The 15,321-nt window shown below is 70.0% G+C and carries 14 protein-coding genes; 5 read left to right on the forward strand and 9 right to left on the reverse strand.

Annotated elements, in window-relative coordinates:
* Positions 1-19: 19 nt before the first annotated feature.
* A complete protein-coding gene (locus ACF8LI_RS01880; protein WP_016446659.1) occupies positions 20-448 on the forward strand; it encodes a hypothetical protein in 429 nt (142 codons plus the stop codon).
* A gap of 7 nt (positions 449-455) precedes the next feature.
* Here ACF8LI_RS01880 and ACF8LI_RS01885 read toward each other — a convergent pair whose 3' ends face one another.
* The 6 genes from ACF8LI_RS01885 to ACF8LI_RS01910 are packed head-to-tail and all read right to left on the reverse strand — an operon-like array spanning position 456 to position 7,198.
* Positions 456-893: a PaaI family thioesterase gene (locus ACF8LI_RS01885; protein ID WP_016451973.1), complete on the reverse strand. Its 438-nt coding sequence runs from the start codon at positions 891-893 to the stop codon at positions 456-458.
* The gene (locus ACF8LI_RS01890) at positions 890-1,114 is read right to left on the reverse strand and encodes an acetyl-CoA carboxylase biotin carboxyl carrier protein subunit (RefSeq protein ID WP_016446660.1); all 225 of its coding nucleotides are present in this window, start codon (positions 1,112-1,114) and stop codon (positions 890-892) included. Before ACF8LI_RS01890 ends, ACF8LI_RS01885 begins: the two co-directional genes overlap by 4 nt.
* Before the next feature lie 11 nt (positions 1,115-1,125).
* Entirely contained in the window at positions 1,126-2,487 is a 1,362-nt protein-coding gene (locus tag ACF8LI_RS01895; RefSeq protein ID WP_074920747.1) for an acetyl/propionyl/methylcrotonyl-CoA carboxylase subunit alpha, read from the reverse strand.
* Positions 2,484-4,592, reverse strand: a complete 2,109-nt coding sequence (locus ACF8LI_RS01900) for an acetate--CoA ligase family protein (protein ID WP_392411870.1) — start codon at positions 4,590-4,592, stop codon at positions 2,484-2,486. Before ACF8LI_RS01900 ends, ACF8LI_RS01895 begins: the two co-directional genes overlap by 4 nt.
* 10 nt (positions 4,593-4,602) lie before the next feature.
* A complete protein-coding gene (locus ACF8LI_RS01905; protein ID WP_016451976.1) occupies positions 4,603-5,622 on the reverse strand; it encodes a tripartite tricarboxylate transporter substrate binding protein in 1,020 nt (339 codons plus the stop codon).
* 28 nt (positions 5,623-5,650) lie between these two features.
* Positions 5,651-7,198, reverse strand: a complete 1,548-nt coding sequence (locus ACF8LI_RS01910; protein WP_017406246.1) for an acyl-CoA carboxylase subunit beta — start codon at positions 7,196-7,198, stop codon at positions 5,651-5,653.
* 221 nt (positions 7,199-7,419) lie between these two features.
* Between ACF8LI_RS01910 and ACF8LI_RS01915 the strand changes: the two genes are divergently transcribed.
* Positions 7,420-9,102 carry a sigma-54 interaction domain-containing protein gene (locus tag ACF8LI_RS01915; protein WP_392411872.1) on the forward strand — a complete coding sequence of 561 codons (1,683 nt, stop codon included), beginning with the start codon at positions 7,420-7,422 and terminating at the stop codon, positions 9,100-9,102.
* A gap of 127 nt (positions 9,103-9,229) precedes the next feature.
* Positions 9,230-10,231, forward strand: a complete 1,002-nt coding sequence (locus ACF8LI_RS01920; protein WP_392408172.1) for an arsenic resistance protein — start codon at positions 9,230-9,232, stop codon at positions 10,229-10,231.
* Here ACF8LI_RS01920 and ACF8LI_RS01925 read toward each other — a convergent pair.
* A complete protein-coding gene (locus ACF8LI_RS01925) occupies positions 10,207-11,151 on the reverse strand; it encodes a siderophore ABC transporter substrate-binding protein (protein ID WP_392411874.1) in 945 nt (314 codons plus the stop codon). The genes ACF8LI_RS01920 and ACF8LI_RS01925 overlap by 25 nt on opposite strands.
* A gap of 121 nt (positions 11,152-11,272) precedes the next feature.
* A complete protein-coding gene (locus ACF8LI_RS01930) occupies positions 11,273-13,300 on the reverse strand; it encodes a ligand-gated channel protein (RefSeq protein ID WP_154835977.1) in 2,028 nt (675 codons plus the stop codon).
* Between ACF8LI_RS01930 and ACF8LI_RS01935 the strand changes: the two genes are divergently transcribed.
* Positions 13,299-13,466 carry a hypothetical protein gene (locus ACF8LI_RS01935; protein WP_392411875.1) on the forward strand — a complete coding sequence of 56 codons (168 nt, stop codon included), beginning with the start codon at positions 13,299-13,301 and terminating at the stop codon, positions 13,464-13,466. The two genes, ACF8LI_RS01930 and ACF8LI_RS01935, sit on opposite strands and share 2 nt — an antisense overlap.
* Before the next feature lie 166 nt (positions 13,467-13,632).
* Here the strand turns inward: ACF8LI_RS01935 and ACF8LI_RS01940 are convergent, their stop codons facing one another.
* Positions 13,633-14,937, reverse strand: coding sequence for a DUF445 domain-containing protein (locus ACF8LI_RS01940; protein WP_074920757.1), 1,305 nt, complete (start codon positions 14,935-14,937; stop codon positions 13,633-13,635).
* Between the two features lie 120 nt (positions 14,938-15,057).
* On the opposite strand from ACF8LI_RS01940, the gene ACF8LI_RS01945 reads away from it, so the two are divergent.
* Complete coding sequence (locus ACF8LI_RS01945; protein ID WP_016446670.1) at positions 15,058-15,315, forward strand: DUF3297 family protein; 258 nt, start codon at positions 15,058-15,060, stop codon at positions 15,313-15,315.
* The last annotated feature ends 6 nt before the right edge of the window (positions 15,316-15,321 follow it).

Consider the following 15,321-nt stretch of genomic DNA (forward strand, 5'->3'; position numbering starts at 1 on the left):
GGCGGCACAATGGCGCCCCATGACGCAAGACGCCCCCTCCTCCTACGCAACGCTGCTGGCCGAAGGCAATGCCCTGGTGGCCCAGGCACAGCGGGCCGCCACCCAGGATTTCGCCCAGGCCCGGGCGCTGTGGCAGCAGGCCGGCAAGCATTTCTATCTGGCCCATAAGGCCGACCCCGACCAGGCCGAGGGCGCGTTTCGCCTGGCCCAGGCCTGGATGGCCGAAGCCCATGCGCTGCAAAAGGAAGAATCGCCAGACGCCGTGGTGATGTGGCGCAACGCCGCAGCGCAATGCGAGCTGGCGTTCGACCTGGAGCCCGAGAACGGCCGCCTGGCCATGACGGCCGCCAGCTGCCACATGTTCGGCGGCCAGCATGACGCGGCCAAGGCCTGGCAGCAGATCGGCCAGCATCTGCTGCCGCCGGCGCCCGAAGGCGACGGCGCCTGAAGCCAGGCTACAGCGCGATCAGCTTGAACACGGCCCGCGCCGTGCACACGGCCTGGCCCGCGCTGTCCAGCACATTGCCCTCGCAGAACACGGTGCGCGCGCCTGCGCGCAGCACGCGGGCCTCGATCAGCAGGTCGGTGGTGGCCGATGCCAGGAAATGCGTGCTCATCTCGATGGTCACCACGCCCAGCCCCAGCGGGTTGGACGAGCGCGCGGCCGCGCTCAGCGTGAAGTCCAGCGCGCTCATCAGCGCGCCGCCATGGCCATGCCCCCGGCTGTTGGCCAGGTGCGGGCGCATGGGCAGCCGCGTGCGCGCCAGGCCGGGCGCCAGGCTCACGGGCTCCAGGCCGATGTGGGACATGAAGGGCACGTCGATGCCGAAGTAGCCGCGCGCCAGCGCGGCGGCCTCCAGGTCCGGGGTGGTGGAGATTCCAACGGCGTTCATCCGATCTCCGCAATCGCCTGGCCTTCGGCCACCGGCTCGCCCACGGCCACGAGCATGCGGCGCACGACGCCTGCCACCTCGCTTTCCACGGGAATCTCCATCTTCATGGACTCCACGATGATGAGGGTGTCGCCCAGGGCGACGGTGCCGCCTTCGGCGGCTTCCACAGCGGCCACGAGGCCGGCGATGGGGCTTGTGATCAGGTTCGGGGTGGTGGTCATGGGTAGGGCTTTCAAAGGGGGGCCAGTACGCGCTGGGCGATGCCGGTGTCGATGCGCAGGTCCAGGAAATCGGCGTGGCCCAGGATGCGTTCGATGAAGGGGATGTTGGTCTTCACGCCCTCGATGCGGGTCTGCGCCAGTGCCTGGCGCAGCCGTGCGATGGCCTGGGCGCGGTCGCTGCCATGGGCCACGAGCTTGGCGACCATGGGGTCGTAGAAGGGCGTGACGCTGCAGCCCTGGGCATAGCCGGTCTCCACGCGCAGGCCTTCGCCCTGGGGCATCTCGAAGCGGTCCAGGCGCCCTGGCGAGGGCAGGAAGCGCACGGGGTCCTCGGCATAGATGCGCGCCTCGATGGCATGGCCGCGGGCCACGGGTTCGGCGGGCAGCACCTCCCGCATGCGCTCGCCGGCGGCCAGGCGGATCTGGGCCTCGACGATGTCGATGCCCGTGATCTCCTCGGTCACCGCATGCTCGACCTGCAGCCGCGTGTTCATCTCCAGGAAGACAAAGCCGTGCTGCGGCGTGTAGAGCATCTCCACGGTGCCGATCACGTCATAGCCCGTGCGCGCCAGCAGGCCGGCCAGCAGTTGCCGCATGTCGGCCAGGGCCTGCGCGGGAATGCCTGCGGGGCGGGCCTCTTCCACCACCTTCTGGTGGCGGCGCTGCACCGAGCAGTCGCGCTCGAACAGCACGCGCACCTCGCCATGGCGGTCGGCCAGCACCTGGAACTCGATGTGGCGCGGCGCCTCGATCAGCTTTTCCAGGTACAGCTCGGCCGTGCCGAAGTACTTGGCGGCCATGCCGCTGGCCTTGGACCAGGCGGCCTCCAGCTGCGGTGCATCGTGCGCGGGCAGCATGCCGATGCCGCCGCCCCCGCCTGCGGGCTTGACCAGCACGGGAAAGCCGATGCGCGCCGCCTCCGCCTGCGCCTCCTGCACGCTGTGCAGCACGGCCGAGCTGGCCGCCTGCGGCATGCCCTGGGCGGCCATGAAGGCCCGCGCCTGGGTCTTGTGGCCCAGCGTGCGTATCCAGTGCGGCGAGGGGCCGATGAAGCACAGGCCCTGGCGCTGCACGGCCTCGGCGAACTCCGCGTTCTCGGAGAGAAAGCCGTAGCCCGGGTGCACGGCATCGGCGCCGGTCTCGCGCGCCACCTGCAGCAGCCGCGCCTGGTCCAGATAGCTTTGCGCGGCGGGCGCAGGGCCTATGCACACGGAATGGTCGGCCGCGCGCACATGGGGCAGGCTGGCATCGGCCTCGGAGTACACGGCCACGGATTCAAGGCCCATGCGCCGCAGCGTGCGGATCACGCGTGCGGCCACGGCGCCCCGGTTGGCGACCAGCACGCGGCGGATGGGGTGCGGGGCGCCGCTCATGCCGCCTCCGAGGAGACCGCTGGCGCGGCGGCCACGGCCACCACCGCATCGACGATGACCGGCGCCTGTGCGCCGCGCGCCACGAGCACGGGATTGGCATCGACCGACTGCACGCGCCCGCCCTGGGCCAGCATCCAGTCGCCCAGCCTCACCATCATGGCGGCCACGGCGTCCAGCTCCACGGCCGGCATGCCGCGCACGGCCGCAAAGGCCGGGGCGATGGACAGGCGCGCAAGGGCATCCAGCGCCTGCCGCGCACTGAAGGGGGCGACAAGGAACTGCACGTCCCTGAGCGCCTCCACCAGCACGCCGCCCTGGCCGACCATGACCACCACGCCGAATTCGGCATCCACATGGGCACCCAGCGCCAGCTCGAAGTCGGCCCTGTGCTGGGCTCCCAGCAGCAGGCCGCCATCGGCCGCGCCCAGGCGGGCCAGCGTGGCGGCGAAGTCGCCAAAGGCCTGCAGCGCCTGCTCCGCCTCGCGGATGTTGAGCCGCACCAGGCCATGCTCGGACTTGTGCGAGAGATCGGCGGACACGCCCTTGGCCACCAGGGGCCGTGGCAGGGACTCGATGGCGGCGCGCACCTCGTCCTCGCTCCTGCAGACCAGATGGCGCATCACCGGCAGGCCGGCGCGGGCGAGTTCGGACAGGCTGGAGGGCTCGTCAAGCGTGAGGGAGCGGGAGGCCGCCACCGGCACCGATGCCTCGGCAGACGGCACCTGTGCCTGCCTGCCACCGGCCTGCTCGGCCAGCAGCGCCAGGCCGCGCATGGCGGCGCGTTCGCTCCAGAAGGTGGGCACGCCCTGGTCCTGGAAGGCCTGGGCCACCCAGTCCTGGTTGACGCTGACCGCAATGGGCACGCCGGTATCGCGCGCAAAGCGGCTGGCCTGGCCCGCGAAGTCGGCGAAGTCATAGCCCTCGCCGCCGATCGGGAAGCCCACGTGAACGAGGTCCGCCGCACCGCTGCCCGACAAGGCCCGCAGCGTGTCGCCAAAGGTCTGCGGCCTGCCCAGCAGGGCTGTGGTCATGTCGATGGGATTGCGCGCCGTGACATAGGACGGCAGGGCCTGGGACAGGCCGTCCAGCGTGGCGGCATCGAACGGCTCCAGGGCCAGCCCGTATTCCTCGGCCGCGTCGGCCGACAGCACGCAGGTGGCGCCCGAATTGCTGATGCTGACCACGCGACGACCGCGCGGCGCGGGCTGGGACAGGAACAGCGGCGCGTAGTCGATCAGCTCGCGGAAGTCGGCCAGGCGCGGTATGCCGTGCTGGCGCAGGAAGGCATCGGCCAGCGCGTCCTCGGCCGCCAGCGCGCCCGTGTGCGAGCTGGCCGTGGCCTGGCCTGCGCGCGTGCGGCCGGCCTTCACGGCCAGGATGGTGACGCCGCGCGCATGGGCAAGCCGCGCGGCCTCGGCCAGCCAGGCGCTTTGCCTGAGCGTCTCGATGTAGAGCACGACCAGGCGGATGCCTTCATCCTCGACCACGGCGCGCACGGCCTCGGCCGCGCAGACATCGGCCTCGTTGCCCGTGGACAGCATGTAGCGCACGCCGATGCCCGCGCGGCGCAGGCCGCCGTAGAGAATGGCCGCGCCCGCGCCGCTCTGGCTGACGATGGCCACGGGGCCGTCGGCCGGCGCGTTCTCGTTGATCATGGTCGAGAAGTTGAGGATGGCGCCCGTGGCGAAGTTGGCCACGCCCTGGCAGTTGGGGCCGAACAGTCGCAGCCCGCCGCCTGGCGAACGGCGCGCCCGCGCCACCAGGTCGGCCTGCTGCCGGCGGCCCTCCTCGCCCAGCTCCGCAAAGCCCGAGGAATAGATCACAGCCAGGCGCGCGCCCACGGCCACGCAGTCGTCGATGGCGGCGGCCACGTCCTCGCCGGGCAGGCTGATGACCACGGCATCGGGCGCCTCGGGCAGCGCGCGCAGCGAGGGGTAGGCGGCCAGGCCCTGGACCTCGGCGCGCTTGGGATTGACGGGCAGGATGCGGCCTGCGAAACCATGGCGCCGCAGGTAGTCGATGGGCCGGCCACCGGCCTTGATGGGGTTGTCGGATGCGCCAAGGATGGCGACGGAGCGGGGGTTCAGTGCTTGCAACAGAGACATGCGTACCTCATCAATCCAAAGACAAGGCTTCGCGCTGGATGACTTGGCCCCAGTCGGCCACTTCCTTGGCGATGCGCTGGCCGAACGGCGCGGGCGGCATCATCACGGGCTCGCCCTGGCTGCTGAGCACGGCGCGGATGCGGGCGTCCTGCAGCACGCCCCTGGAGGCCTCGTAGAGCCGGTTGACGATGGCCGGCGGCGTGCCTGCGGGCGCCAGCAGGCCGGCCCAGAAGGTGACGTCGAAATCGGCATAGCCGGCCTCGGCCATGGTGGGCACCTCGGGCAGCTGCTGCATGCGCCGGGGCGCGGTGACGGCCAGCGCCACGAGCTTGCCGCTGGCGATGTGGGGCAGCGCGCTCCAGGTGTCGAACTGCGTGTCCAGCTCGCCGCTGAGCACGGCCATCTGCGCCTGCGATGCGCTCTTGTAGGGCACATGCGTGGTCTTCACGCCCGTGCGGTTGCTCCAGGCCGCATAGGCCAGGTGGGCGATGTTGCCGGGGCCGGCCGAGCCGTAGCTGAGCTTGTCGGGATGGCCCTTGGCGAATGCGATCACGTCCTTGGCCGAGCGGATCTGGTGCTTCTGCGCCCACTCGGGGTTGACGGTGAGGATGAAGGGCGCATCCAGCACCATGGTGATGGGCGCGAAGTCCTTGGCGCGGTAGGTGATCTTCTTGTAGATCTGGGGGTTGATGGTGATGCTGCTGGAGTTGGTGACCAGCAGGGTGTAGCCGTCGGGCGCGGCGCGCGCCACCTCGCCCACGCCGATGGCGCCGTTGGCGCCGGGCTTGTTCTCCACCACCACGGGCTGGCCCAGCGACTTGCTCAGCGGCTCGGACAGCGCGCGTGCAATGGTGTCGGTGAACGAGCCTGCAGGGAAGCCGACCACGATGCGCACGGGGCGCGTGGGCCACTTGTCCTCCTGGGGGGCCTGGGCCTGGGCCGCCGTCGCGGCGCAGATGGTCAGGCAGGGCGCCAGGCACAGGGCCAGGGCGGTGCGGCGCGAGGGCGCGCGCGGTTGTCTGGTTGCCATTGCTTTGTCTCCTTGGGTTTTTATGCGTTCAGGGCCGCAGGCCGAACTGCGGCGCTCCGGCCTCGCGCAGCGGCGCGGCCAGTTCCACGAATTCGCTGAGCAGGGCGCGCGTGTCGCGCGGATCGATCACCTCGTCGATGCCGAAGGCCTCGGCCGTGCGGAAGGGCGAGGTCAGGCTGCGCACGCGCTGCTCGATCTCGGCGCGCTTTTGCACGGGGTCGTCGGCGCCTTCGATCTCGGCCTTGTAGGCCACCTCCAGCCCGCCCTCGATGGGCAGCGAGCCCCAGTTGGCCGAGGGCCAGGCATAGCGGAAGTTGAAGCGGCCCATGTGCTGGTGGCCCGCCGCCGCCACGCCGTAGGCGCGGCGGATGAGGATGCTGCACCAAGGCACGGTGGCCTGGTAGACGGCGGCCAGGGCGCGCACGCCGTAGCGCATGACGCCGGCCTTCTCGGCCTCCACGCCGATCTGGAAGCCCGCGATGTCCACCAGGTTGACCACGGGCAGGTGGAAGGTCTGGGCCATGTCCACGAAGCGCGTGAACTTCTCGGCCGAGGGGCCGTCCCAGCCACCGCCGTAGAAGTACGGGTCGCTGGCCACCACGGCCACGGGCCAGCCGTCGATGCGCGCCAGCCCCGTGACGATGGCCCGGCCCCAGTGGCGGCCCGTCTCCAGGAAGGAGCCCTCATCGACCAGGCATTCGACAATGGGCCGGATCTTGTAGACCTTGCGGCCATCACGCGGAATGGCCGACAGCAGCCATTCGTCGCGCCGCCGCGGATCGTCCTGTGGCGCGGTGCGCGCAGGCAGCTCGTACACCGACGATGGCAGGTAGGACAGGAAGCGGCGCACGCGCTCGAAGGCTTCCTGCTCGGTGGCCACCTCGTCATCGACCACGCCGTTGCGCGTGTGCACCTGGCTGCCGCCCAGCTCGTTCTTGGTCACGTTCTGGCCGATGCGCGCCACCACGGGCGGGCCGGCATTGAACAGCTGGGCGGTCTCCCTGACCATCACCGAGTAGTGGCTGGAGGCCACGCGCGCCGCGCCCATGCCGGCCACCGAGCCCAGGGCCAGCGAGACCACGGGCACGGTGGACAGGTTCTGCACCACCTGGCTCCAGACCTTCATGGTGGGCACGCTGGTGTAGCCCTTGGTCTCGATGTTGCGCACCGAGCCGCCGCCGCCCGTGCCGTCCACCAGGCGCACCATGGGCAGGCGCAGGTCGTGCGCCATCTTCTCGGCAAAGATCAGCTTGTCGCCCACGGCGCCGTCGTTGGCGCCGCCGCGCACCGTGAAATCGTCGCCCACCACGACCACGGGCCGCCCGCCCACGCGCGCCCGGCCCATGATGAGGTTGGAGGGCGTGAAGTCCGTCAGCCTGCCCAGGCCGTCGTACTGGCCCGAGCCGGTGAGCGAGCCCACCTCCACGAAGGACTGCGCGTCCGTGCAGGCATCGATGCGCTCGCGCACCGTGAGCTTGCCGGCGGCCTTGTGCCGCGCCACCTTGTCCTCTCCGCCCAGTTTGGCCGCCAGCGCGCGGCGGTATGCGATCTCGTCCACTTCGGGTTGCCAGCTCATGTCGTCGTGTCTCCTTGTGCCTGTAGAGATGCACAAGGCGTGCCAGAACGCAGCGCGTTGAATTCAAAGGATTTTTTCCACAATCGACCTGCGTGTGTCCACATCAAGGACAACCTCGAAGACACGGGTTGGGTACTGTCTTCAATGGAGACACCACGGGGACAGACCCGTGGCCTGCGCGCCGCTAGAGTGCGTTCACCCAGCCACTGCCCGCCATGCCCATGTCCAGCTCCCCCGACCACCGATTCGGCGTTCTCGTCTGGCGACGCGACTCGCCCGAGCCCGTGGCGCGGCTGGGCCTGGCGCAGGAGCCGCTGCTGCATGCAGCCGTCACCGAGGCCCTGGCCCGCGCGCACGGCGACGGGCACAACCCCATCGGCCATGGCCAGCTGCTGCACGTGGAAACACCGGGCCCGCGCGGCACGGTGGCCCGCCATGTGGCCGTGGTGCTGGCCGATGCCGAGGGCGAGGTCGCCCTGCTGCGCCCGGCCGACGAGGCGGCGGCGCTGTTCGACATGGTGGCCAGCGTGCCCTTCGCCTTCGCCATCCTCAACATGTTCCTGACCAACCCGTACCAGGCGATCACGGTGGCCGACCATGAAGGGCTGATGCGCTACATCAGCCCCGTGCACGAGAAGTTCTTCGGCCTGGCGCCCGGCACGGCCGCAGGCCGGCGCGCCGAGGACGTGATCCCCAACTCGCGCCTGCCCCACGTGGTGCGCAGCGGCCGGGCCGAGATCGGCGACCTGCAGCAGCTGGGGCCTGGCGTGAGCCGCATCGTCAACCGCATGCCGGTCTACGAGGGCGGCGCCGTGGTGGGCGCCGTGGGCCAGGTCAGCTTCAGCGGCGTGGAGGCACTCAACCGCATGCAGCAGCGGCTGAACCAGCTGCATGACGAGGTGCAGCACTACAAGCGCGAACTGAGCCAGTTGCGCGGCGGCACGCCCACGGCGCAGATGGTGGGCGCCAGTGCCCCCATGCAAAGGCTGGCCCGCGAGATCGACGCCGTGGCGCGGCTGGACGTGCCCGTGCTCATCCTGGGCGAGAGCGGCAGCGGCAAGGAGCTGGTGGCCCAGGCCCTGCATGCGCGCGGGCGCGATGCCGACGCGCCCCTGGTCAGCCTCAACCTCGCGGCGCTGCCGGCCACGCTGATCGAGTCCGAGCTGTTCGGCTACGAGGCCGGCGCCTTCACGGGCGGGCGCAGGCAGGGCCAGCCCGGCAAGCTGGAGCAGGCCGAGGGCGGCACCCTCTTCCTCGACGAAGTGGCCGACATTCCCATGGAGATCCAGGTCAAGCTGCTGCGCGTGCTGGAGGACCGCCAGGTGCAGCGCCTAGGCGCGCACAGCGGCCGGCAGGTGAACTTCCGCATCGTGGCCGCCACGCACCGCGACCTGCGCGGCCTCATCGACAGCGGCCGCTTCCGGCTGGACCTGTTCTACCGCCTCAGCGGCGTGGTGCTGCATGTGCCGGCCCTGCGCCAGCGCCTGGAGGACATCCCGGCCCTGGTGCAGCGCTTTGCCCAGTCGTTCTGCGAGCGCAACGGCATTGCGCTGCCCCGCATCGCGCCCGGCGTCATGCCCTACCTGGCCCGGCAGGCCTGGCCCGGCAATGTGCGCCAGCTGCGACAGCGCGTGGAAGAGGCCCTGGTGTTCTGCGACGGCCAGCTGCTGGGCGTGGACAACTTCGCGCGCCACGAGGACCCGCTGGCCGGCGCACGGCCTTCGCCCGTTGCCGAGCCCGGCCTGCCCGCCACCGGCGCCGTGGCCCCGCTCAAGGACCAGGAGCGCAACGCCATCCTCGACGCCATCGCACGCTGCGGCGGCAACAAGAAGCTGGCCGCGCAGGAGCTGGGCATCTCGCGCTCCTATCTGTACAAGGTGCTGGGCGCGGCAAACCAGGGCTGATCCCTGCGGGCCCAGGGTCTGCAGGGGAATGAAGCAGCGGGCCGGCTGTGCCGTTGCCATACTAGGCGCCCCACATCCGCCCCACATCCGCGTACCCGCCCCGTACCCGCCGCCATCGGCCTCCTGAATGCAAGACACCCGAGACGCGCTCGAACAGCGCCAGATCCCCATCTACTTCGCCGCCGTGGCCCTGGCCGCAGTTGCCGCCTGGGCGCTGCCCGGCACAGGCGTGCTGGAGCGCGCCATCAACCCCGCGCTGGCACTGATGCTCTATGTGACCTTCTTGCAGGTGCCTTTGGCCGAGCTGCGGTGCGCCTTCGGCCAGGTGCGCTTCCTGGCGGCGCTGATGACGGCCAACTTCATCGTGGTGCCGCTGCTGGTCTGGGCCCTGCTGCAGTTCCTGCCCGCCGACCCCCTGCTGCGCCTGGGCGCGCTGCTGGTGCTGCTGGCGCCCTGCATCGACTACGTGGTCACCTTCTCCCACCTGGGACGCGCCGATGCGCGCCTGCTGCTGGCGGCCACGCCGGCCCTGCTGATCGCGCAGATGCTGGCCCTGCCCGGCTACCTGGGCCTGTTCCTGGGCGACGATGCGGCGCGGCTCGTGCAGGCGGGGCCTTTCCTGCATGCGTTCGTGTGGCTGATCGCCGTGCCGCTGGCCCTGGCCGCTGCCACCCAGTGGTGGGCGGCCCGCAGCCGGCGCGGCGCCAGCGCCTCGGCATGGCTGGGCCTGCTGCCCGTGCCGGCCACCGCGCTGGTGCTGTTCGTGGTGATCGCCTCCGTGCTGCCCCAACTGGGCCCGGCCACGCACGCGGCCTGGAGCGTGGTGCCCGTCTACGCGGCCTTTGCGGTGGCAGCGCCCGCGCTGGGCTGGCTGGTGGCGCGTGCCTTCCGGCTTCCAGCGCCCGCAGGCCGAGCGGTCGCGTTCAGCGCGGGCACGCGCAATTCGCTGGTCGTGCTGCCGCTGGCCCTGGCCGTGCCTGGCGCCATTCCCGTGCTGCCGGCCGTCATCGTCACGCAGACGCTGGTGGAGCTGCTGGCCGAGCTGGCCTATGTGCGCGTGATTGCGCTGTGGGGCCGGGACCGGGAGCCGGCCCTGGCCCGCGGTCAACGCGATGACGCAGCGCCATAGGCCTGGCGCAGCTGCGCCATGTTGTCCAGCAGCGCCGTCGGCCCGGCGCTGCCCATCAGGTACCAGCCCTTGGGATCGAGGAAGACGACCTGCCCCTTGCGGCCGGCCGCCGTGGCGTGGATCTGCGCGTTGTCGAACACCTTGCGCGAAGCCATGATCTCGCCGCCGCCTGCCGCCTGGCCCGTGGCCGTGTTGCGGTCGATGACGTAGATCCACTCGGGGTCCAGCCGCGCCACATCAGCGAAGCCGTGGGCGGTGCCGCGGGCTGGCAGTTGCGCAGCCGATAGCGCCGAGCGCGCGCCGAACACATCGAACAGAAAGCCGAAGCGCGATCCCGGCGCCTGCGGCAGGAGCTTGTCGTTCACGGCCATCAGCAGCAGGCCCGGCGCGGCCTGCGAGGCCTGGGCATGCAGGCCCTGCAGCTCGGCGTGGAGGCGCTGCACCAGCGCACGGCCCTGCGCCTGGCGGCCGAACAGCAGCGCCAGCGTGGCGATGTTGCGTTCGATATCGGCCAGCATGTGCTTGCCGCTGACGCTCAGGTCCAGCGTGGGCGCGATGCGTCCCAGCACCTCGGCCTTGCCGGCCGAGCGCCCGCCCACGACGATCAGGTCGGGCGCCAGCCGGCTCAGCGCCTCGTAGTCGGGCTCGAACAGCCCGCCCGCCGCAGGCCGCTGCGCGAAGCTGTCCAGGTACCGGGGCAGCTGCGCCCGGGGCACGCCTGCGACCGCCGACGCGGGCACGCCCAGCGCATGCAGTGCATCCAGCGCCCCCAGGTCATAAACCACCGCGCGCCGGGGTGCGCCGGGCAGGCTGGTCATTCCCCCGGCATGCCGCACGGACAGCGGGGCCGCCACCGCAGTCCCCAGGAACAAGGCCGGCAGGGCCAGCGCCGCCGCACGGCGCGTGATATCGAAGGTCATGGCAAAGAATCCCAGGAAAAAATGAAAGGAGTTCCGGCCTCCGGAGGCGGGTGCCGCGCCGGGAAGCGGCGCGGCCCGATCCGCAGGCCACGGGCAGCGGCCGCCCTTGCGGCCGGGATGCCTAGAACTTCACGTTCATGCCGATCCAGTAGCGCCGGCCGTCCTGCACCGTGGCGTAGTCCTCGTAGTACACGTCCTTGTCGAACAGGTTGTAGATGCCTGCGTAGAAGGTCACGTCCTTGCTGTAGTTGTAGGAGCCGCCCATGTCGAACATGGCATAGCTGCCGGCCACCCAGGTGCGCGCCGAACGGCCGCCCGTGGGCTGGCTTTCCTTGCCCCGGTAGGACAGCTTGGCCCAGCCCGCCCATTGCTGCGAAGGCTTCCAGTTCAGCGCCAGGTTGAGCATGTGGCGCGGCAGCTGGCTCAGCGGCTGCCCCGCGAACTCGCCGCTCTTTTGCTCGGACTTGGTGAAGGTGTAGCTGCTGCTCAGGTCCAGCGTGCGCGCCAGCGGGGCCTTGAACGTGGCTTCGATGCCGCGCGTGATGGCCTTGTCGATATTGACGTTGGTGGTGGGCGTGTTGCCCGAGGAGTTGGCCGGTCCGCACTCGGGACAGGCGATGCGCGTGATCTTGTCGTTGAACTCGTTGTCGAACACCGTCAGGCCTGCCGACAGGCCGGCGCCGTTGTTGTAGAGCACGCCCAGTTCCTTGCTCAGCGAGGTTTCGGGCTTCAGGTCGGGGTTGCCGTAGATGTTGCCGCCGCGGCTGGACTGGCCCCAGTCGCCCAGGGTCTGGCGCAGCGAGGGCGCGCGAAAGCCGGTGGACACGCCGCCCTTGACGGTCCATTGCGCGTCGAGGTTCCACACGCCGTACAGGCGCGGGCTCCATTGCGATCCGCCCTTGCTGTCGTGGTCGTAGCGCAGGCCGCCGGTCAGGGCGAAGTTCTCGCGCAGGCGCCACTCGTCCTCGGCGAACCAGGCGTACTGCGTGCGATCGGCCGTGGTGCGCGCCGAGTCCGGCAGCGTATTGGTCGTCGTGTCGCGCAGGTCCTGCTGGTTGTAGTACACGCCCGTGGTCAGCAGGTGCTGGCGGCCCAGCGGCGCCACCCAGCTGCTGTTGAACACCGTGTTCCTGATGGTCATGTCGCGCGACAGGTTGCGCGTTTCCTCGCGCTGCAGATAGGTGTCGGAGGAAGCCCAGCCCCAGCGGCCCTTGTGCTGCAGCGAGTAGTTCTCGCGCTCGAACTTGCGGTCGCTGGGCGCATCGGTGGGCAGCAGGGTCATGCCAGGCGACGAAACGAAGTGCTGGCGCGAAGTGCCGATCTCGGCGATCAGGTCGTGGTCCTTGCTGGGGGTCAGCGCCAGGCGCAGGTTCAGCGAACGGTTGTCGCTCTTGTTGTAGCCCTGGTAGATGCGGTCCTGGTCGCGCTTGCCGTAGTTGCCGTACAGGCTCAGGCCCAGCAGGTCGGTCTTGATCGGGCCTGACAGGTAGAAGTTGGTCTGGTAGGCATCGCCCGAGGTGGAGCGCTCCTGCAGCGTGGCGTCGGCGCGCACCGAGCCATGCCAGTTCTTCGCCACCTTGCGCGTGATGACGTTGATCACGCCGCCCATGGCGTCCGAGCCGTACAGCGAGGACATGGGGCCGCGCACCACCTCGATGCGCTCGATGGCCTCCAGCGGCGGAATCCAGCTCTGGTCCGTGCCCGTGCTGCCGTTGGTCTGGGTCTCGCGCGTGCTCATGCGCTTGCCGTCCACCAGGATCAGGGTGTAGTTGGCGCCCATGCCGCGCAACGAGATGTCGTTGGAGTTGTTGTCCGAGGGCGTGAGGATCACGCCGGGCACATCGCGCAGGGCATCGTGCAGGTTGCGGTAGGCGCCCTGCTCCAGTTCCTGGCGCGTGATCACCGAGATCGAGGCCGGCGCCTGGCTGATCTCCTGCTCGAAGCCGCTGGCCGTCACGACCAGGGTTTCCAGCGCGGCCCCGTCTGCTGCCTGGGCCAGCGCGCTGCCCGAGGCCAGCAGGCCCAGGCAGGCGCCCAGCGCGGTGCGGCGCAGGGGAACGACGGTGGAGGGAAACGAAGCACGCAGGGAGGTGCAAAGGGCGGACAGGGCAAAGCCACGGCCCGCCGCGGGGGCTGTGCAGTTGTGCATGGGAAAGCTCGCAAGAAGAATCACGGACGGTCGAACGACCGGGGTGCGCATCCGCTCTGTTGTTTTTGATGAGTGCGAATCGTTCTTATTTTATTTTCCCGACGACAACGGCCTGGCCGACGACAGCGCAGCTGCTGTTTTTCTTTACAAGCGGACCGATCTGTGAGCAATTCATTCAGGATGCTGAATGTTGCCTTGTTCATCAATGACATGCAGGGCCGCCAGTGCCCGGGCGCGTGCGGCGCCCGGCCCGATTCACGGCGTTCCGGCGAACACGGCGGCTTTGTAAAGTTGGCCCGATGTGGCCGACAGGCAACATCCTGATACGAAGATCAGGACCACAGCCGCCCCGCATTGGAGACCAGGAACAGCAGCAGCCCCACGGCACCGCCGACCACGGTGCCATTGATGCGGATGTACTGCAGGTCCTTGCCGATGTGCAGCTCGATCAGCTCGGACAGCTCGCGCGCATCCCAGCGCCGCACGGTGTCGGCGATGTGCTGGGCCAGGAACTGCGAGACATCGGGCGCCAGCGCCTGGGCCCAGCGCTTGAGGCGTTCGTTCATGGAGTGGCGCAGCGCCTCGTCGTGCGCCAGCGACTGGCCCAGCCAGCGGCCCATGGCGGCGGTCTTGCGCGCCACCTGCGAATGCTCGTTGGCCAGGTCCGCCTGCAGCCTGGCGCGCAGGCCCAGCCACAGCGCCCGCAGGTAGCCGGCCAGCTTCTCGTCGTGCAGCAGGTAGTCGCGCAGGCGCTCGGCGCGATCGGCCATGGCCGGGTCGGACTGCAGCCGGTCAATCAGCCGCTGCACGGAGGCATCGAACGCCTTGCGCATGTGGTGCCCGGGATCGCTGGCGATGTCCTGCAGCAGGCTGTCCAGCGCCCCGGCGATGGCCGTGGCACCCTTGTCGCCGAGCCAGTCCGTAGGCAGCATCTTTTCCTTGAGCGGATGCTCGCGCTTGAGCCACAGCACGATGGTCCGGGCGATCAGCACATGGGTCTCGGATTCGCGCAGCACGCCGCTGACGCGCGCCAGCACATCGTCGAGCACGGCCTGGTGGCGCCCGTCCTGGGTCAGGCCCGAAAGCAGGTCCGCCGCCGCGCGCGGCAGGTCCAGATGCTCCAGCAAGGCCTTGAACGAGTGCGAGAGAAAGCGCTCCACCTGCCGGTCCTGCACCATCTCCAGCGCCGCCAGCGCCAGCCGCGCCACCTGCCGCCCCAGCAGCGTGCTGTTGGCCGGTGAGGTCAGCCAGCCCGCCAGCACGCGCGCGGGATCGTGGCGCTCGATCAGCGCCACCAGCGAAGGCCCGTCCAGGAACTTGTCCCGCACGAAATTCGCCAGGTTCAGCCCGATGCGGTCCTTGTTGCGCGGAATGATGGCCGTGTGGCGCCCGACCACGGGCAGCGGAATGTGCCGGAACAGGGCAGACACTGCAAACCAGTCGGCCAGCGCGCCGACCAGCGAGGCCTCGGTCACGGCCTTGATGCAGGCCAGCCACAGCGGCACCTGCTGCCAGTGCGCTGCCGCCACCGACGAGGCCACGAAGCCCAGCGCCATGAGCAGCAGCAACGCCAGCGGCAGGCGCTTGGCCGACTTCAATGTTTGACGTTGCTCTGGCGACAGCATGGAGCGCAGCATACGACGCCCGCCGGGCCCCGCGTGGCGATGCCTGCCGCCAATGCCTGTCAGCCAGCGCCTGACCCCGGATTGCGCGGACAATACCGGCTTTCTTCAGAACCCTCTTGCGAGAACAAGACCATGACCGACGCCAACGCATCCGCCGAGCGCCCCGCCCTGCCCGACCACCTGTCCATCGACCCGCGCAGCCCGCACCACGTGGCGGCCGTGTTCGAGCACGACATCGGCATCCGCTTCAACGGCAAGGAGCGGTTCGACGTGGAGGAGTATTGCGTGAGCGAGGGATGGATCAAGGTGCCCGCGGGCAAGACGGTGGATCGCAAGGGCAGGCCCTTGCTGATCAAGCTCAAGGGCACCGTGCAAGCCTTCTACCGCTGAGCCTTC

The organism is Delftia sp. WSY_12 (genome assembly GCF_043104645.1).
Lineage (GTDB): Bacteria > Pseudomonadota > Gammaproteobacteria > Burkholderiales > Burkholderiaceae_C > Comamonas > Comamonas tsuruhatensis.